The sequence below is a fragment of the Kitasatospora sp. NPDC032150 genome (assembly GCF_055579945.1).
The window spans coordinates 27,572-43,582 of sequence record NZ_JBVIMH010000001.1; the positions used below are offsets into that span (position 1 = coordinate 27,572).

General features: G+C 71.8%; 16 protein-coding genes. 9 read left to right on the top strand and 7 right to left on the bottom strand.

The window, feature by feature from the left end:
* Nucleotides 1–15 precede the first annotated feature (15 nt).
* Complete coding sequence (locus ACZ5ON_RS00150) at nucleotides 16–1,035, top strand: AAA family ATPase (RefSeq protein WP_465582273.1); 1,020 nt, start codon at nucleotides 16–18, stop codon at nucleotides 1,033–1,035.
* A complete protein-coding gene (locus ACZ5ON_RS00155; protein WP_465582276.1) occupies nucleotides 1,025–4,033 on the top strand; it encodes a TIR-like protein FxsC in 3,009 nt (1,002 codons plus the stop codon). The genes ACZ5ON_RS00150 and ACZ5ON_RS00155 overlap by 11 nt, the downstream gene beginning before the upstream one ends.
* Nucleotides 4,034–4,084: 51 nt before the next feature.
* Here ACZ5ON_RS00155 and ACZ5ON_RS00160 read toward each other — a convergent pair whose 3' ends face one another.
* The gene (locus ACZ5ON_RS00160; RefSeq protein ID WP_465582279.1) at nucleotides 4,085–4,915 is read right to left on the bottom strand and encodes a tryptophan 2,3-dioxygenase; all 831 of its coding nucleotides are present in this window, start codon (nucleotides 4,913–4,915) and stop codon (nucleotides 4,085–4,087) included.
* Between the two features lie 197 nt (nucleotides 4,916–5,112).
* Between ACZ5ON_RS00160 and ACZ5ON_RS00165 the strand changes: the two genes are divergently transcribed.
* The gene (locus tag ACZ5ON_RS00165) at nucleotides 5,113–5,547 is read left to right on the top strand and encodes an Lrp/AsnC family transcriptional regulator (protein WP_465582282.1); all 435 of its coding nucleotides are present in this window, start codon (nucleotides 5,113–5,115) and stop codon (nucleotides 5,545–5,547) included.
* 17 nt (nucleotides 5,548–5,564) lie between these two features.
* Here the strand turns inward: ACZ5ON_RS00165 and ACZ5ON_RS00170 are convergent, their stop codons facing one another.
* Together ACZ5ON_RS00170 and ACZ5ON_RS00175 are read right to left on the bottom strand one after the other, a co-directional pair.
* Nucleotides 5,565–6,194 carry a MarC family protein gene (locus ACZ5ON_RS00170; RefSeq protein WP_465582285.1) on the bottom strand — a complete coding sequence of 210 codons (630 nt, stop codon included), beginning with the start codon at nucleotides 6,192–6,194 and terminating at the stop codon, nucleotides 5,565–5,567.
* A 75-nt stretch (nucleotides 6,195–6,269) separates the two neighbouring features.
* Nucleotides 6,270–7,292 (bottom strand): sugar kinase, encoded by a 1,023-nt coding sequence (locus tag ACZ5ON_RS00175; protein ID WP_465582288.1) that lies wholly within the window; start codon nucleotides 7,290–7,292, stop codon nucleotides 6,270–6,272.
* 118 nt (nucleotides 7,293–7,410) lie between these two features.
* Here ACZ5ON_RS00175 and ACZ5ON_RS00180 point away from each other — a divergent pair, with 118 nt between their 5' ends.
* Nucleotides 7,411–8,688: an alanine racemase gene (locus ACZ5ON_RS00180; protein WP_465582291.1), complete on the top strand. Its 1,278-nt coding sequence runs from the start codon at nucleotides 7,411–7,413 to the stop codon at nucleotides 8,686–8,688.
* 82 nt (nucleotides 8,689–8,770) lie between these two features.
* On the opposite strand, the gene ACZ5ON_RS00185 is transcribed toward ACZ5ON_RS00180, so the two are convergent.
* Both ACZ5ON_RS00185 and ACZ5ON_RS00190 read right to left on the bottom strand, forming a co-directional pair.
* Complete coding sequence (locus ACZ5ON_RS00185; RefSeq protein WP_465582294.1) at nucleotides 8,771–8,980, bottom strand: DUF397 domain-containing protein; 210 nt, start codon at nucleotides 8,978–8,980, stop codon at nucleotides 8,771–8,773.
* Nucleotides 8,977–9,816 (bottom strand): helix-turn-helix domain-containing protein, encoded by an 840-nt coding sequence (locus ACZ5ON_RS00190; protein ID WP_465582297.1) that lies wholly within the window; start codon nucleotides 9,814–9,816, stop codon nucleotides 8,977–8,979. The genes ACZ5ON_RS00185 and ACZ5ON_RS00190 overlap by 4 nt, the downstream gene beginning before the upstream one ends.
* Nucleotides 9,817–10,134: 318 nt before the next feature.
* On the opposite strand from ACZ5ON_RS00190, the gene ACZ5ON_RS00195 reads away from it, so the two are divergent.
* A complete protein-coding gene (locus ACZ5ON_RS00195) occupies nucleotides 10,135–10,719 on the top strand; it encodes an NUDIX domain-containing protein (RefSeq protein ID WP_465582300.1) in 585 nt (194 codons plus the stop codon).
* On the opposite strand, the gene ACZ5ON_RS00200 is transcribed toward ACZ5ON_RS00195, so the two are convergent.
* Entirely contained in the window at nucleotides 10,700–11,011 is a 312-nt protein-coding gene (locus tag ACZ5ON_RS00200; protein ID WP_465582303.1) for a barstar family protein, read from the bottom strand. The two genes, ACZ5ON_RS00195 and ACZ5ON_RS00200, sit on opposite strands and share 20 nt — an antisense overlap.
* 135 nt (nucleotides 11,012–11,146) lie before the next feature.
* On the opposite strand from ACZ5ON_RS00200, the gene ACZ5ON_RS00205 reads away from it, so the two are divergent.
* From ACZ5ON_RS00205 to ACZ5ON_RS00220, 4 genes are all read left to right on the top strand, one after another.
* Nucleotides 11,147–11,713 carry a DoxX family protein gene (locus ACZ5ON_RS00205; protein WP_465582306.1) on the top strand — a complete coding sequence of 189 codons (567 nt, stop codon included), beginning with the start codon at nucleotides 11,147–11,149 and terminating at the stop codon, nucleotides 11,711–11,713.
* A gap of 35 nt (nucleotides 11,714–11,748) precedes the next feature.
* Entirely contained in the window at nucleotides 11,749–12,261 is a 513-nt protein-coding gene (locus ACZ5ON_RS00210; RefSeq protein WP_465582309.1) for a hypothetical protein, read from the top strand.
* Nucleotides 12,262–12,343: 82 nt separating this feature from the next.
* Nucleotides 12,344–12,922 carry a Uma2 family endonuclease gene (locus ACZ5ON_RS00215; protein ID WP_465582312.1) on the top strand — a complete coding sequence of 193 codons (579 nt, stop codon included), beginning with the start codon at nucleotides 12,344–12,346 and terminating at the stop codon, nucleotides 12,920–12,922.
* Between the two features lie 499 nt (nucleotides 12,923–13,421).
* The gene (locus tag ACZ5ON_RS00220) at nucleotides 13,422–15,221 is read left to right on the top strand and encodes a glycosyl hydrolase family 18 protein (RefSeq protein ID WP_465582316.1); all 1,800 of its coding nucleotides are present in this window, start codon (nucleotides 13,422–13,424) and stop codon (nucleotides 15,219–15,221) included.
* Between the two features lie 18 nt (nucleotides 15,222–15,239).
* On the opposite strand, the gene ACZ5ON_RS00225 is transcribed toward ACZ5ON_RS00220, so the two are convergent.
* Entirely contained in the window at nucleotides 15,240–15,938 is a 699-nt protein-coding gene (locus ACZ5ON_RS00225) for an ABC transporter ATP-binding protein (RefSeq protein WP_465583910.1), read from the bottom strand.
* Between the last annotated feature and the right edge of the window lie 73 nt (nucleotides 15,939–16,011).

Consider the following 16,011-nt stretch of genomic DNA (forward strand, 5'->3'; position numbering starts at 1 on the left):
CGAGAGGGCCGCAGCATGCCGCTCAAGCCGATCTACCGGGGCGTCGAGGAGCCCCACGACGCGCTCGCCGAACTCCCCCCGCCGCCGCCCTGGCGCGCCTTCGACGGCGGACCGCCGCTGGACGGTCCGGCCGGCCGGGCGGACGGCGCGGACCAGCGCTGGGCCACCACCGCGGGCCACCGGGCGGGCACCTTCCGGCCGACCCCAGAGACCGTCGAGCTCGTCAACGCGGCCCTCTACCTGCGCCGCCCGCTGCTGGTCACCGGTCCGCCCGGCAGCGGCAAGTCCAGCCTCCCGTACGCCGTCGCCCGCGAGCTGGGCCTCGGCCCGGTGCTCCGCTGGAACATCACCAGCCGCTCCACCCTGCGCGACGGTCTCTACCAGTACGACCCGCTCTCCCGCCTGTACGCCGCCAACCAGGCCGGGCCCCGGACGTACGGCGCGGGCCTCGACGAGCACCTGCGCCTCGGCCCGCTCGGCACCGCCCTGCTCCCGTACCGGCGGCCCCGGGTGCTGCTCATCGACGAGATCGACAAGGGCGACCTCGACCTGCCCAACGACCTGCTGCACGTGCTGGAGGACGGCCAGTACGAGATCGACGAACTCGTCCGGGCCGCACCGCAGCAGCCCGAAGCCCGGGTGCTCACCGCCGACGGCTGCCACCGGGCGCCGATCAGCGGCGGCCGGGTGCGCTGCCGGGCCTTCCCGTTCACCGTGCTGACCAGCAATGCCGAACGCGAGTTCCCGGCGGCCTTCCTGCGCCGCTGCGTGGTGCTGGAACTGCGCCGTCCCGAAGGCGCCGAGCTGGAGGAGATCGTCAAGGCCCATCTGCCCGAGGCCGACGCCCGGCTGGTCGGCGAGATCGTCGAGGTCTTCCTGGGCCGTCGGGAGGACGGCGAACTCGCCACCGACCAACTGCTCAACGCGATCTACCTGACCTCCCGCCCCGAACTCGCCGAGGCCGCCGACCGGGCGGCCCTGGCCGCCCAGGTGATGCCGTACCTCAGCAGAGGCCAGGACGACGATGTCTTCTGACCAGCCGCCGGGCACCGCCGGACCGCTCGACCAGCTCGCCGCCCTGCTCACCGAGCTCGGACTGGCCGATCCGGGGCCGGTGGAACTCGCCGAACTGCTCTGGCTCGCCGCCCGCGGCCGCGAGGGCGGCGCGGGCCAGGAGGAGGGCGGTGGTGCCGCGGGGACGGGCGCCCGCCGCCAGGACCGCCGCCTGACGGACCCGCACCGGACGGCCGGCCACAGCACCGGTACCGCGGCCGGCGCCGGGCAGGGCGTTCGCACCGCCCTGCACCTGGCCTCCGGCGATCCGGAGGACGCGGTGGCCGCCGTCGCGGCCGTCCCCACCCCGAGCGTGCCGATGCTGGCCCGCCCGCTCACCCTGCAGCGGGCGCTGCGCCCGCTCAAACGGCGGGTCCCCGACCCCAGGCACGTCCAACTGGACGAGGACGCCACCGCCAACCGGCTGGCCGACGCGGCCACCGCGGACCGCCTGGGGTACGGGACGGGGTGCGCGCAGGGCCGGCGCCCGGTGCTGCCGGTGCTGCGGCCAAGCACCGAGCGCTGGCTCGACCTGCACCTGGTCTTCGACTGCGGCCCCACCATGGCGCTCTGGCGCCCGCTGCTCCAGGAACTGCACACCCTGCTGGTGCAGACCGGCGCCTTCCGCCAGGTGGTGCGGACCCGCCTCGACGCGAGCGGACGGCTGGCGACCCGCCCGATGGCCGACGCCCGCACGGTGGTGCTGGTGCTCAGCGACTGCATGGGCCCGCAGTGGCGGCCCGGCTCGGCCGGCAACCACTGGTACCGGACCCTGCACACGCTGGCCCGCCGGGCCCCGGTCGCCGTGGTGCAGCCGCTGCCCGAGCGGCTGTGGCAGCTGGCCGCGCTGCCGCCCGAGGTCGGCCTGCTGTCCGCGCCCGAGGCGGGGGTCCCCAACTCGGCGTACGGCTTCGCGCCGTTCAGCGAGCTGCCGCCCGGGCCGGGTGAGCTGCCGCTGCCCGTCCTGGAACCGAACGCCGGCTGGATCGCCAACTGGGCGCGCCTGGTGGGCAGTCCGGCCGGCGGCCAGGTGGTCGGCTCGGCGCTGCTGGTCGGCCCCGCACCGGCCGAGTGCGCCGACGACATCGAACCGCTGCCCGAACCGCATGAACTCGGCCCGGAGGAACTGGTCCTGCGCTTCCGCTCGGTGGCCTCCCGGGAGGCCTTCACCCTGGCCGGGCTCACCGCGCTCACCACCCCCGCCCTGCCCGTGATGCGGCTGCTACAGCGCGCCAGCTTCACCCGCCCGCAGCCCCAGCACCTTGCCGAGGTGGTGGTCAGCGGGTTGCTCAAGGAGCGCGAGGGCCGCCGAGACCACTTCGAATTCCGTTCGGGGGTGCGGGAGTTGCTGCTGCACACGCTGCCGCGCTCGACCACCCACCAGGCCGTCGGGCTGCTCGCCAGGGTCGGCGAGCAGATCGCCGAACGGGCGGGACGGGCGCCGGGCGAGTTCGCCGCCCTGGCGGCCACCGACACCGGGGGAGCGGCGGTGGCGCTGGAACGCCGCGCCTTCGCCCTGATCAGTCCCGCCGCGCTGCGGCTGCTGGACGGCCCGACCGCACCCGTGCTCCAGCAGGTGCCGCAACCGGACCGGCGGCCGGTCCCGGTGCCGCAGGCCCCGCCCGGCCTGCCCGATCCCGAGCGGTCCCGGGCCGTGCTGCTGCTCACCACCTCGCGCGCCTCGACGGCCGAGCCGCTCGCCGAGCACGAGTTCCGCGCCAACGGCGACATCACCGGCCTCGCCGCCGCGCTCTCCAGCCGGGCCCTGGTCGGGCTCGCCCCGGAACACGTCTGGGCCGGCGTGGACGACCCGGTCGGGTTCCAGCGCGCACTGCGGTCCGCCATCGCCGAGGCGGAGGACGTCCTGATGGTCTACGTCGGCGGGGAGGCGGCCGGGCCGCCGGTCGAGCGGCTGACGCTGGGCCCCGCGGCCAGGTCGGTGGACTGCGTGGCGATGCTGGAGACCATGGCGGCGGCGCGGGCCCGCAGCCGGCTGCTGGTCATCGACGGCTGGCAGGAGGTGCTGCCCGACGAGCCCGCGATCGTGGAGGACTCCTCCGACACGCACGTGGTGGTGAGCATGCGGCAGCCGTCCGCGCGCTCCTACGCCGGTCGGCTCGCCCGGGTTCTGCGCGACGGAAGTCCAGAATCTCCAGGCGAGTTGACGGTCGGCCAGCTCATCCGGGAGGTGCACGAGCGCGGCATCCGCGAGGTGGACCTCGCCCAGTCGCGGATCTTCTCCTGGGGGGACCGGCCCTTCCTGTTCTCCCGCAACCCAGCCGTCACCGGGGAGACGGGACGGCCCTCGCCGCGCTCCTCGCAGAGCGTGCCGACCCGTCGGCCGAACGTCGCCTCGCACTCGCGCAACTTCCGCCAGGAGACGGCGTGGGACGCGGAGCCGCCGGGGCCGGTGCAGCCGTACTTCTTCCTGAGCTACCCGGTGACCGAGCGCCCGCAGCCGCTGGTGGAGCAGCTGTTCGCCGACCTGACCGAGGAGGTGCTGCAGCTGACCGCGCTGCCGGGCGCGGTGCCCGCCGGCTTCATGGACCGGCTGGACCCGGCCGATCCGGAGGCGGACCGGCGGGTGTCCGAGGCGCTGGCCAACTGCCGGGTGCTGGTGCCGCTGTACTCGCGGAGCTACTTCCGGTCCGAGCGGTGCGGGCGGGAGTGGACGGCCTTCGAGCGGCGGGGGCGGGCGACCGGGTGGGCCAGCGGGATCGTGCCGGTGCTCTGGTCGCCGGTGCCGCTGTCCGAACTCCCGCCGGTGGCGGCCAGACTGCAGTACGTGCAGAGCGGGCTCGGCTCGTCCTACGCCGAGGAGGGGCTGTACGGGATGGCGAGCCTGCGCAAGTACCGGCAGCAGTACGAGATGGCGGTGCACCGGATCGCGGTGCGGATAGTGGACGTCGCGGACCGCACCGCGATCCTCCCCGGCACGCCGCTGCGGCTCGACGGTCTGAAGAGCGCTTTCGCACCGTAGCGGCACGCACCGTAGTGGCACGGGGAGGGCGCACCCCCGATGCGCGCCCGCTCAGAGCTGGTCGCGGACGGTCCAGAGCTCGGGGAAGACGTCCTGGTCGGCGGACTGCTTCAGCCAGGCCAGGCCGCTGGAGCCGCCCGTGCCGGGCTTGGCGCCCATGGCGCGCTTGACGGCGGACAGGTGCCGCTGGCGCCAGCGCGTCACCCGTTCGGCGGTGTCGAGCAGCGCCTCGCCGAGCCGGGCCAGCTCCGCGTGCCCGGCCTCGGTGTACACCTGCCGCCAGGCCGTCTCGACCTCCGGGGTGGGCCGGTAGCGGGCGGTGCCGGGCCGGTGCGCCACGGCGAGTCCGCGCCGCGACAGCAGGGCCAGTACGTCGTCGTACAGGCCGGGCGCGTGCAGGGCGGCGGTGAGCTCGGCGTGCACGGCGGGGTCGGACTCGTACATCCGCAGCAGCGACTCGCTCTTGTTGCCGAGCAGGAACTCCAGCCGCAGGAAGGCCGAGGACTGGAAGCCGGAGGCCTCGCCGAGCAGCGGCCGGAAGGCGCCGAACTCCCGCGGGGTCATGGTCGCCAGCAGGTCCCAGGAGGAGTTCAGCACGTCCTGGACGTGGGTGCCGCGCCGGAGCGCGGCGAGCGCGGCCGGCACGTCGTCCCCGCGCAGCGACCGCTGGGCCGCCGTCCACTCGTGCCGGAGCAGGTCGAAGAGCAGCTCCATCACCTGGGTGGCGATGATGAACGACAGCTCGGCGTCCTCGGTGCTGCGCGGGTGCTGAAGGCTGTGCAGGATCTCCAGCCGGGCGTACTGGGCGTACGGGGTGCCGTGGACCACGTCCTCGGCCGGGCGGAAGGAGAGTTTCGGGGTGGTGATGCCGTTCTGGACCATGCCGGTTCCTCCTGGACGCGCGGGTTGCCGCGGTCACCGCAGAGCCATCGGCTGCTGATCACCCGCGACACCATTGTGCGGCGGCCGCAGTGACCTTTGAATGGGCAGTGCACACCGGATCGGCGAAACCGGTTTACGTTCGGAACCCGTTGGCCCGATCAGACCTTATGGAACGAAACCCTCACTCCGGAGCAGCCGTGGACGCCGTCGACCGTCTCCTGATCGCCGAGCTGCAGGGCGACGCCCGGCTCTCCTTCAACGAGCTGTCCCGCCGGGTCAAGCTCTCCCCGCCGGCCGTCGCCGAGCGGGTCCGGCGGCTGGAGGCGGACGGGGTGATCAGCGGCTACCACGCGCACATCGACCTCGACGCGGCCGGGCTGACCGTCACCGCGCTGGTGCAGATGCAGTGTTACGGCCGGCGTTGCGTGCTGCGCGACCCGGAGGCCGCCCGCTGGCCGGAGGTGCTCCAGCTGCACCGGGTCACCGGCGGGGCCTGCTGCGTCCTGCTGGTGGCGGCCCGGAGCATGGCCGACTTCGAGCAGCTGATCGACCGCCTGGCGGTCTACGGGCAGCCGTCCAGCTCGATGATCCTGTCCACCCCGGTCCCCTGGCGCCCGGTCGAGCTGCCCTGACCTGCGGTCAACGACCGTCAGTGGTGCTGGAAGTGGGCACCGAGGCTCTCCAGGCCGGCCAGGAACAGCTCCACTCCCACGGCCGCCAGCAGCAGCCCGAGCAGTCGGGACAGCACCTGGAGCGAGGTCTGGTGGCTGCGGTGCAGCACGCCGGAGAGGGCCAGCACGCAGACGCAGTTGATCAGCACCACCGCGAGATAGGCCCCGGCGATGGTGCTGTGCCACGACCAGGTGTCCTTCTGCAGCGACTCGACCAGCACCGCGGTGACCGCCAGCGGGCTGGCGATGTACGGCAGCAGCAGCTCGCGCAGCCCCTCGGCGAGCGGGTTGTCCCACTCGGTCCCCGCCGCCTCCCCGCCGACGAGGTGCATGCCGAGCACCAGGGCGACGGCGTAGATGAAGAAGATCACCCCACCGGCCAGTAGCAGCGACTGGTCGCTGATGTGGAAGAACGTGGTGAGGAAGTTCGCCGCGTACGCCAGGATGACGCCGATCAGCGCGGCCAGCACGGTGCTCGCCAGGACCAGCCGGCGCAGCTCGGCCCCGGTGCGCTTTCGGGCGAGGTGGGCGAAGGCCAACAGGACCTTCGGCGGGCCCACCACGGCGAAGAACGTGATGAAAGCGCTGCTCAGGTTGAGAACGGACATGGCCCAAGGATGCGTCAGCCCGGGGCGGCCACCCTGACACCGACATTCCTCGTGGCCGGTCGGCCTGAGGGCGGTTCAGTCTGCGGCCGCCGGATGGAAGCCCGCGCCGTCCACGGTGGTCGCGGCCCAGCCCGCCTCGTCCGCCGTGAGCAGCCGCTCGATCAGGGCGGCGGGCGGAAGCTCGCCGAGCTCGCCACGGGCTGTGAGGGCGGCCGCCGCTGCGAGATGTCCGAGCCGCAGTCGCTGATTCTCCGTCAAGTTCCTCACTGTTCCTGCCAGATAGCCCGCCGCGAAGGCGTCACCCGCGCCGGTCAGCTCCGCCGGGGCCACCCGGAGGGCGGGTTCCGAGACGGTCGAGCCGTCCCGGGTGATCGAGGTGGCCCGGTGCGCCTCGTCCTTCAGTACCAGGACGGTCGGACGGGGGAGCAGCTTGCGAAGTGCGGCCGGGTCGTCGGTGCCGAGTACCTCGCGCGCCTCGTCGGCGCCGAGCAGCACGATGCCGGAGGCGTTCATCAGGAAGCGCAGCGCCTGCCGGTCCCGCCCGGCCCAGAGTGCGGGGCGCCACTTGAGGTCGAAGCTGACCAGCTTGTCCGGGACGGCCAGCAGGGTGCGCACCAGTCGGTGGCAGCTGTCGGAGAGTGCCGGCGTCACTCCGGTCAGATGGATCAGCGGTGCGGCGGCCAGCAGGGCGGCGGCGGCCGGCTCGGCCAGCAGCTCGGGGCCCATCGCGGAGGCTGCCGAGCCGCGCCGGTAGTAGTGCAGCCGGCTGCGGCCCGCGCCGAGGTCGTGCGGGTGGTCCTGGCCGGAGCCGGCCTCCTTGAGGTACAGGCCGGTGGGGCGGGACTCGTCGTAGCCGACCGCCGAGGTGTCCACACCGTGCGCGGCGACCCACCGGACCAGCTGCCGTCCGAAGCCGTCCGCGCCGACCCGGCTGATCCAGGCGGCCGGGACGCCGAGTGCGGCCAGGGTGCACGCGACGTCGGACTCCGGGCCGCCGAAGCCTGGGTGGAAGCTCTCCACCCGCTCCAGCGGCCCCGGTCGGTCGGGGAGGAGGGCGGCCATCGACTCGCCGAGGCAGACGGCGGCGGGCGGTGTCACCTGGGGTGCTCCTGGGAGAGTGCGTTGACCTCGGTCCAGCGCTGAGGTTAGATCAGCAAAGGCATAATATGCGACGAATATGCATATTATGCGGCGCCGAGTTCGGAGGAGGACAGCCATGGTGCAGATCCCGCAGGTCATCGACCGTGCCCGGGTGGCGGCGCTCGCCGAGGAGCGGCTCGACTGGCGGTTCAAGGCCGTCCCCGCCGCGGCCTGGGGCGCGACCGTCGCCGAGTACCTGGCCACCCGCCCCACCCTGGACGACCTGGCCACCCCCCTGGTCACCCTCGACGCGGGCGCCCTCGACCACAACCTGGCCACCATGGCCGAGTGGTGCGCCAAGGCCGGCGTCGGCCTCGCCCCGCACGGCAAGACCACCATGGCTCCCGTCCTCTGGCAGCGCCAGCTCGATGCCGGGGCCACCGCCATCACCCTCGCCAACCTGCCCCAGGTCAACGTCGCCCGCGCCTTCGGCTTGCGCCGGATCCACCTCGCCAACACCCTGCTCGACCCCGCCGGGCTGCGCCGCCTGTCCGCGGACCTCGCCGCCGACCCGGAGTTCCGCTTCGCCTCCTGGGTGGACTCCGTCCGCTCGGTCGAGCTGATGGACACCGCACTGCGCGGCGCCCCGGCTCCCGTGGACGTCTGCGTCGAACTCGGCTCGCCCGGCGCCCGCACCGGCTGCCGCACCCTCGCCGAGGCCCAGGCTGTCGCCCGGGCCGTGCACGCCGCGCCCGGCCTGCGGCTGGCCGGTGTCAGCGGGTACGAGGGCGCCATCGCCCACGACGCCACCGCCGACTCCCTCGCCGCGGTTGCCGGCTGGGTGGCCGACCTGGCCGAGCTGTACCGGCTGCTGGACGCCGAGGGGCTCTTCGACCAGGCCGACGAGGTCTGGGTCACCGCGGGCGGCAGCGCCTACTTCGACACCGTCACCGAACTCCTCGCCCCGCTCGGCGACTCGCGCACCCGGGTGGTGCTGCGCTCCGGTGCCTACCTGGCCCACGACGACGGCTTCTACCGGGGCATCTCCCCGCTCGCCCGGGCCCACTCCGACCGGCCGTTCCGCTCCGCCCTGCACGCCTGGACCAGGGCGGTCTCCCGCCCCGAGCCGGGCCTCGCCCTGCTCGACGGCGGCAAGCGCGACCTCTCCTACGACTACGACCTGCCCGAGCCCCAACTCGTCCGCGGCGGCGGCCGGCTGGCGGGCGGGCGGATCACCGCGCTCAACGACCAGCACGCCTTCCTACGGGACACCGACGTCCGGGTCGGCGACATCGTCCGGCTCGGCCTCTCGCACCCCTGCACCGTCTTCGACAAGTGGACGATGATCCCGGTGCTCGACGACGCCGACGCCGAACTCCCGCGCGTGGTCGACCTTGTGCGGACCTTCTTCTGATACGTCGTGCGGCCCGGACGGGACGCGGGAAGACCCCACTGCCGATGGAGCGGCGGTGGGGTCTTCGGGCCTGTGCGGGCGGTCAGACCTCGCCGAACTCGCCGTTCCTGACGCCTGCGACGAAGGCGGCGAAGGCTTCGGTGGAGAAGACCAAGGCCGGGCCTTCGGGGTCTTTGGAGTCGCGGACCGGGACTGCACCGGGGAAGCCGGGAGCTACTTCGACGCAGGAGCCGCCGTTGTCGCTGTGGGAGGACTTGAACCAGGAAGCGCCGGTCAGATCAAGGTCGTTCATGGGAACAGTTCCTTCCGTACTGCGCGGATCATTGCCGTGGATGCAGCCTGGGACAGCGCTTCAACCTGAAGTCGATGGTAGTCCCTCTCCCATGACCTGACCGTTGCGGAGTCGCGCACCACGTACCCGCGCTCAAGCGATTCCGAGTAGCCGAACACGGATCGGTCGGCGAACGTCAGCAGCGTCACAAACCCTCGGAACGGGGTGTGTTCGGCCAGACTGAAGGGTGCTACCTGAATGATCACGCTAGGGCGCTCCGTCAGGCCCTCAAGGTGCTTGAGCTGGTCTCTCATGACGTCTGCACCTCCTATTGGGCGGCGAATGCAACTCTCGTCCAGGACAGCGTGAACGAGGGGCGGAGCGGCGCGCCTGAGCAGACGTTGACGGGCGGCCAGGAACTTCAGCCGCTCGTCGGCTTGGTCCTGGGCGATACTGCCGCGCCGCACGGCCGCTGCTGCGAGTGCTGCCGCGTAGGGAGTCGTCTGAAGCAGCCCAGGGACGATGTTCGCCTCGAACACCCGGATCTCGGCCGCCCGCGCTTCCTGGGCCGCATGCTCCGGGAAGCCCTCAAGTAGTGCGCTGTTCTTGAGGCCCCACCACATGACTTCGAGTGTCGCGCCGGTTCCGAGGGCCGTGTCCGCCTTCTGAGCGAACTCAAGCGTGGGGGATTTCAGGGCTGTTTCTACAGCCGAGATGTGGGTGTCCGAGTAGTTGATGAGGTTGCCGAGCTCACTCTGAGACAACCCACGAGCCTCCCTGGAAGTGCGGAGTTGTGACCCGAAGGCCGCACGAGGTGATGACTGAGGATCAAGTTTCTTGCGGTTCAAGATCTCCACCTAATCCCCTCGGAGGACTGGAAGGTTGAGGATCTATCGATGGTAGGGGACAGTGAGCCATCCTGTAACCGGCTCACTACGGAGAGGAGTTGCAATGGCTGTGCGGAGAGGGGATGCGACTCAAAGGGGTGAACCGACCTGCCCCGGCGGAGAATGTCGTAACTCAACTCGGTGGGATGAGGCGGAAGTTGACGGAGTCGCCCCCTGGCGATGCCCCTGTGGCCGGTTCGGGGTCCGCTGGCCGGCCGACGTGGCCACCTTGCACGGTGTGCCGGTCGTGCAGGTGCTGGGCGGCCCGCTGGAAGGGGAGTTGCCGAAATGACGTACCGCCCCACCACCTTCATGAACACCGACTACGGCGCCTGGTCGGATCCTCCCGAGCGGGCCGACCTCGCCTCCGCCCAGTACTCCCCGATCCGGATGGAGTGCCAGGCACTGATCACCGACCTCCGAGGATTCGTTCTGCTCGTCAACCCCGACGACCGCGACGGCTGGACCCTGCCCGGCGGCCCCACCCGCGCCGGCGAGCTGCCGCACCTGGCCGCCACCCGCAACGTACGCGCGGAGACCGGGCTGGACCTGCACTTCAGCGACGCCCTCATCGTGGACATCACGCCGCACCCGCACTTGCCGCAGACCGTCCACCACGTCTTCGCCGGCCAGGTCACCGCCCAGGCGGCAGCCACCGCCACCATCCCAGCCAAGGCGCTCGCCCGGATCGGCGAGATCGCCTGGACCGGACCCGACCACCTCTCCGACCGCTGCACCGACGAACAAACCCGCCGCATCCGGTCCGCCCTGCGCCGCCTCGCCGACCCGTTCGCGCCCGTCTACCACGTCGACGGCCGAGCCTCGCGGCCTGAAGGCGGGCGTCGCCGTCGTACTACTGGAGACGGACGGTGACTCCGTACTCGCAGAGGATGTCCAGGATGGCGTCGAAGTAGCTCTGGCTGCGAGCGCCGGGAGTCGGGAGGCGGCGGGTGAGGTGGCGGCGGGCGTGGGCCGAGTCCTCCCAGACCAGGGTGAACGGCGGCTCGGGGCCGAAGCCGCCGCGCAGGCAGTCGGCCAGGGCGTCCAGGTTGCTGCCGTAGTAGCCGTCCGGGGCGCGGAGAGCGCGGCCCAGCGCGGTGTAGAACGACGGCTCGTCGGACACCGTCCGGCCGTCCAGGTGGTACTCGGGCTGCTGCTCTGGCATCGGTGCGTCCTTGCGTTCGGGGCACTCGGCCGACCGGGTCGGGTTCGCCCGGATGGCGTTCCCGGGTCGTTCCGGGCCCGCCCTTCGGCTGGTATGGGAGGCGCACCGTCAACCGGCACGATCCGAGGGCCCATCATGACCTGTCTCAGCCGTAAGGACCTAGGGCTGTTCGCCCTGCGCGCCGCCGTCGGCGGGGTGCTCATCGCTCACGGTACCCAGAAACTGTTCGGCTGGTTCGGTGGTGGCGGTCTGGACGGGACCGCCAAGGCGATGGAGCAGATGGGCTTCCAACCGGGCCGCCGCAGCGCCCTCGCGGCGGGTCTCGGCGAGGCGGGCGGCGGCGCCCTGTTGGTCGCCGGGCTGGCCACCCCGGCCGCCGGGTCGATCGTCGCGGGCACCATGGCCGGGGCGATCTCGGTCAATGCTCCGGGCGGCTTCTTCGTCACCTCGGGCGGCTACGAGTACCCGGCCCTGCTCGGCGCCTGCGGTCTCGCCCTCGGAGTCTCCGGGGCGGGCCGTCTCTCCCTGGACGAGGTCACCGGGCACTGTCTCGACCGCGTCTCGATCGGCCTGTTCTCCTTCGCCGCCGCCGCGCTCGCCGCCGCTGCCGTGGTGACCCGGCGGAAGGACGTGATCCGCCGCCGCGAGGCCCGCGCCGCCGACGAGGCGGCCTTCCAGGTCGAGGGCACGGGCCTGTCCTGAGCGGTGGGGTGGGGAGAGCCGGACGAGGAGAAGCCATGAAACGCCGTCAGGTCCAGCGCGCGCTCGCGGCGGCCGCAGCCGTGCTGTGCGCCGGAGGTGGGCTCGCCGGGTGTGCCTCGTCCGGCAGGCCGCCGGTTTCGCCGGCCTCCTCGGCGGTCTCGGCGGCCCAGTCGGCGCTCTCCTCGGCTGCAAGCGGTTTGGCGTCCCAGGCCGCCTCGGCGCTGGCCTCCGCCGAGGCCGCCGCCTCGTCCGCGCTGGCCGGGGTGAAGGGCGGTCTGAACGCCACGGAGGACGTGACGATCGGGCCGGTGGTCCGGGGCGTCGACGGGACCACGGACGCGCCGCTCACCGTCGCCAACCACCAGTCCAAGCCGGTCCGTTACATCATCGAGGTGGACTTCAAGGACGAGTCGGGCAAGCTGCTGGACGCCGTGGTGGTCAACGTCCCCGAGGTCGCGCCGGGAGCCACCGCCGAGGCGGCTGCCCGCAGCCACCGCGAGTTCCCCGGCCAGGTGACGGCCGTGGTGGTGACCGCGCTGCGCTACTGAACCTTCCTTGAGAGTGCCGTTTCGGTGGTACTCGCTCGGTACGCTGGCCCTGTCGGCCAGGATCGCGCCCATGGGAGTAACGATGACTGCCGTACCAGAGTGGCTCATCCCGCCGGAGGGCGGTTTCACCGCCGACGATCTCGACAACATGCCTGGCCTCCCGCCGCACACGGAGTTGATCGACGGGAGCCTCGTCTTCATGAGCCCGCAGAAGTACTTTCACAGCCTTGCCGTGGACCTGCTGGCGTACCGGCTGCGGTTCGGGTGCCCGGCCGACCTTCGAGTGGTGCGCGAGATGAGCGTGGTGCTCGGAAAGCACAACCGGCCGGAACCGGACGTTTCGATCGTGCGCGCCGAGGCGGTCACCGAGGACGCGGAGGAGACCGGCTACCGGGCGCAGGACGTGGTCCTCGCGGTCGAGGTCGTCTCACCGGACTCGGCCGAGCGGGACAGGGAGACCAAGCCGCGCAAGTACGCGCAGGCCGGGATCCCGCACTTCTGGCGGGTGGAGAAGGGCGAGGGGCGGCGGCCCGTCGTCTACGTCTACGAGCTCGACCCGGCCACCGAGACCTATGTCCCCACCGGCATCTTCCACGACCACCTCAAGGCCGTCGTCCCGTTCGAGATCGACCTCGACCTGACCGAGATCGACAAGCTCTGAGGCTTCCCCGCCGGGCGTGGGCAGTGCGCTCCGACGCCCACCGTGCCGGGGGTGACAAAAGGCAAAGGCAAGGAGGTCGCTCACTCCTTGCCACTCTCAACCGCCGCGGGCACGACGACGACGGCCGCCCGGCCGTCAGTGTCCGCCTGATCCGTCTCGAGATCGCCGCCGGCTGCTGACATCCGCATGCGCCGGTCCCGCGCAGCCGCGGTGCCGGCGTCGTGCCGTCCGGACCCGAGCGGAACCTTAAGTCGGGGTCAAGTGGCAACTCGGTCTCTTGACGGCGGAGTTGGTCTAGTCCATTTTTGAGGGCAGGTGCAGGGAGCCCTGGCCGGCGCCGGTGGTCCAGACCTCCGGCGCCGGTTCCGCGCACCCGTGTGCCGTTCGCAGCACCGTGCCTGTCCGCATTTCACTGTCTTGCCCCTGGCCACGTGGTGCCACCCCGCGTGCGCTCCCCCAAGGGGGCGGCAGTTCCCCCACGACGAGGAGTCATGCACTCATGGACCGTGCTCTCCCCATGCTCCAGCAGCCGCCCCGCAGAGGGCGGGCGAAGAGCCTGACCGCGCTGGCGGCCGGCACCGCGGCGTCCCTGCTGCTCGGCGCGGGCCTCGCGCTCGGCTCGGGGGCCGCCGCCCAGGCCGCGCCGACCAATTCCACCGGAGCCCCGGCGACCAGTGGCGGCATCAAGGTGGCGTACTTCGACCAGTGGTCGATCTATGCCAACGCGTACTACCCGAAGACGGCCCAGGAGACCGGCGCGGCCTCCAAACTGGACTACCTGATCTACGACTTCGCCAACATCGACCCGGTGAACCTCACCTGTTTCGAGGCCACCAAGGCCGCCTCGCAGGACGAGAACAACCCCAGCGCCGGCGACGGCGCGGGCGACGCCTACGCCGACTACCAGAAGACGTACGACGCGAGCACCAGCGTGGACGGCGTCGCCGACACCTGGAGCCAGCCGCTGGTCGGCAACTTCAACCAGCTGAAGAAGCTGAAGGCGAAGAACCCCAACCTCAAGGTCCTGCTCTCGATAGGCGGTTGGACCTACTCCAAGTACTTCTCCGACGTGGCCGCCAGCGACGGCTCGCGCAAGAAGCTCGTCTCCTCCTGCATCGACATGTTCATCAAGGGCAACCTGCCCGCGCAGGGCGGCTTCGGCGGGCCCGGCACGGGTGCGGGCATCTTCGACGGCTTCGACCTCGACTGGGAGTACCCGGGCGGCGGCGGCCACCTCGGCAACCACGCCTCGCCGGCCGACAAGCAGGACTTCACCGCGCTGCTGGGCGAGTTCCGCTCCGAGCTGGACGCCCAGGGCAAGGCGGACAACAAGACCTACGCACTCTCCGCGGCGGTCGGTGCCGGCCAGGACAAGATCCAGAACGTCGAGACCGACAAGATCGGCCAGTACCTCACGTTCCTGGACGTGATGACCTACGACATGCACGGCGCCTGGGATCCGACCGGACCCACCAACCACCAGGCCCCGATCTACTCCGGCCCGAACGACCCGATGACGCCGGTCAAGCCGGGCAACGGCAAGTACTCGATCGACAACGCCATCAAGGCCTGGACGGTCGGCGACCCGCAGTACGGGATCCCCGGCGGCTTCCCCGCCAACAAGATCAACATGGGTGTCCCGTTCTACTACCGCGGCTGGACCGGGGTGCCCGCGGGCGACAACCACGGCCTGTTCCAGAGCGCGACGGGGCCGGCCACCGGCGCCCCGATGTCCGGCAACGTGAACGGCACCCGGATGTACAAGGAGCTGAACGGCTTCGTCGACAGTCCCGCCTACACCTACTGGGACGACGCCGCCAAGACCTCCTACTTCTACGACGGCACCACCTTCTGGAGCGGTGAGAACGCCCGGTCGATCCAGGCCAAGCTGGACTACGCGCACTGCAACGGCCTCGGCGGTTCCTTCGCCTTCTCGCTCTACGACCTGGGCACCCAGACCTCGCTGTTCGACACCATGGTGAGCGCGACCAACGGCTCCGCGGCCAACTGCCCGGCGCCGCCGACCTCCTCGCCGTCGTCCTCCACCAGCAGCTCTCCGTCCGGCTCGCCGAGCAGCTCGCCCTCCTCCTCGCCGTCGTCCTCCCCGAGCGGCTCGTCCAGCCCGTCGCCCACCTCCTGCGCGGGCGCCCCGAGTTGGAACCCCTCGACGGTCTACGCGGCCCCGGGGACCAAGGTCTCCTGGAAGGGCCACTACTACACCAACAAGTGGTGGACCCAGGGCGAGGACCCGTCGCTCAGCGGCCAGTGGGGCGTCTGGGCCGACAACGGCCCCTGCTGACCGGCCCGCCGGCAGGTTTCAGGCCGTCCCGGATGCCGATGCGCCCGGGACGGCCTCGACGATCCGGCCGTCGGCGAGCTCCACCACCCGGTCCGCGAGTTCCATCAGCGCCGGATCGTGGGTGGCCACCAGAGCGGTGACGCCCTCGCTGCGGACGACCGCTCGCAGCAGCTCCATGACGGACCTGCCGGTCTCGGAGTCCAGCTGGCCGGTCGGCTCGTCCGCGATGATCAGGGACGGCTCGTTGGCCAGGGCGCGGGCGACGGCGACGCGCTGCTGCTGGCCGCCGGAGAGTTCGCCCGGACGCTGCTGTGCGTGGTCCGCCAGGCCGACCAGGGCCAGCAGGGTGCGCGCCCGCTCCTCGCGTTCGCGCACCGGGACGCGGCGCAGCCGCATCGGAACGCCCACGTTCTCGGCGGCGCTGAGGATCGGGATCAGCCCGAAGGACTGGAACACGAAGCCGATCCTCTCCCGCCGCAGGGCCAGCCGGCCCTCCTCGTCCAGCCGGGTCAGATCGGTGCCGTCGAGTTCGATCTCACCGCTGGTCGGGCGGTCCAGGCCGCCGACCAGGTTGAGCAGCGTGGTCTTGCCCGATCCCGACCGGCCCTTGAGCGCGGTGAGTTCGCCCCGCCGCACCTCGAAGGAGACCCCACGCAGGGCGAACACCTCGCCGGCGCCGGAGTCGAAGCGCCTGGTCACGTTCCGGACCGTCACCATCGGTGCGGGGATGGTCTGTTGCGGGATCGTCATGCTCAAGTGTGTGCTTCTGTCGCATGATTCGCGCAAGACT

What these genes read in the sequence shown, in the direction of transcription:
- ACZ5ON_RS00210 (WP_465582309.1), top strand. Translation starts at nt 11,749, where the DNA reads ATGAAACGCCGTCAGGTCCAGCGCGCGCTCGCGGCGGCCGCAGCCGTG.
- ACZ5ON_RS00220 (WP_465582316.1), top strand. Translation starts at nt 13,422, where the DNA reads ATGGACCGTGCTCTCCCCATGCTCCAGCAGCCGCCCCGCAGAGGGCGG.
- ACZ5ON_RS00225 (WP_465583910.1), bottom strand. Translation starts at nt 15,938, where the DNA reads ATGGTGACGGTCCGGAACGTGACCAGGCGCTTCGACTCCGGCGCCGGC.
- ACZ5ON_RS00150 (WP_465582273.1), top strand. Translation starts at nt 16, where the DNA reads ATGCCGCTCAAGCCGATCTACCGGGGCGTCGAGGAGCCCCACGACGCG.
- ACZ5ON_RS00200 (WP_465582303.1), bottom strand. Translation starts at nt 11,011, where the DNA reads ATGCCAGAGCAGCAGCCCGAGTACCACCTGGACGGCCGGACGGTGTCC.
- ACZ5ON_RS00205 (WP_465582306.1), top strand. Translation starts at nt 11,147, where the DNA reads ATGACCTGTCTCAGCCGTAAGGACCTAGGGCTGTTCGCCCTGCGCGCC.
- ACZ5ON_RS00215 (WP_465582312.1), top strand. Translation starts at nt 12,344, where the DNA reads ATGACTGCCGTACCAGAGTGGCTCATCCCGCCGGAGGGCGGTTTCACC.
- ACZ5ON_RS00155 (WP_465582276.1), top strand. Translation starts at nt 1,025, where the DNA reads ATGTCTTCTGACCAGCCGCCGGGCACCGCCGGACCGCTCGACCAGCTC.
- ACZ5ON_RS00185 (WP_465582294.1), bottom strand. Translation starts at nt 8,980, where the DNA reads ATGAACGACCTTGATCTGACCGGCGCTTCCTGGTTCAAGTCCTCCCAC.
- ACZ5ON_RS00195 (WP_465582300.1), top strand. Translation starts at nt 10,135, where the DNA reads ATGACGTACCGCCCCACCACCTTCATGAACACCGACTACGGCGCCTGG.
- ACZ5ON_RS00160 (WP_465582279.1), bottom strand. Translation starts at nt 4,915, where the DNA reads ATGGTCCAGAACGGCATCACCACCCCGAAACTCTCCTTCCGCCCGGCC.
- ACZ5ON_RS00180 (WP_465582291.1), top strand. Translation starts at nt 7,411, where the DNA reads ATGGTGCAGATCCCGCAGGTCATCGACCGTGCCCGGGTGGCGGCGCTC.
- ACZ5ON_RS00170 (WP_465582285.1), bottom strand. Translation starts at nt 6,194, where the DNA reads ATGTCCGTTCTCAACCTGAGCAGCGCTTTCATCACGTTCTTCGCCGTG.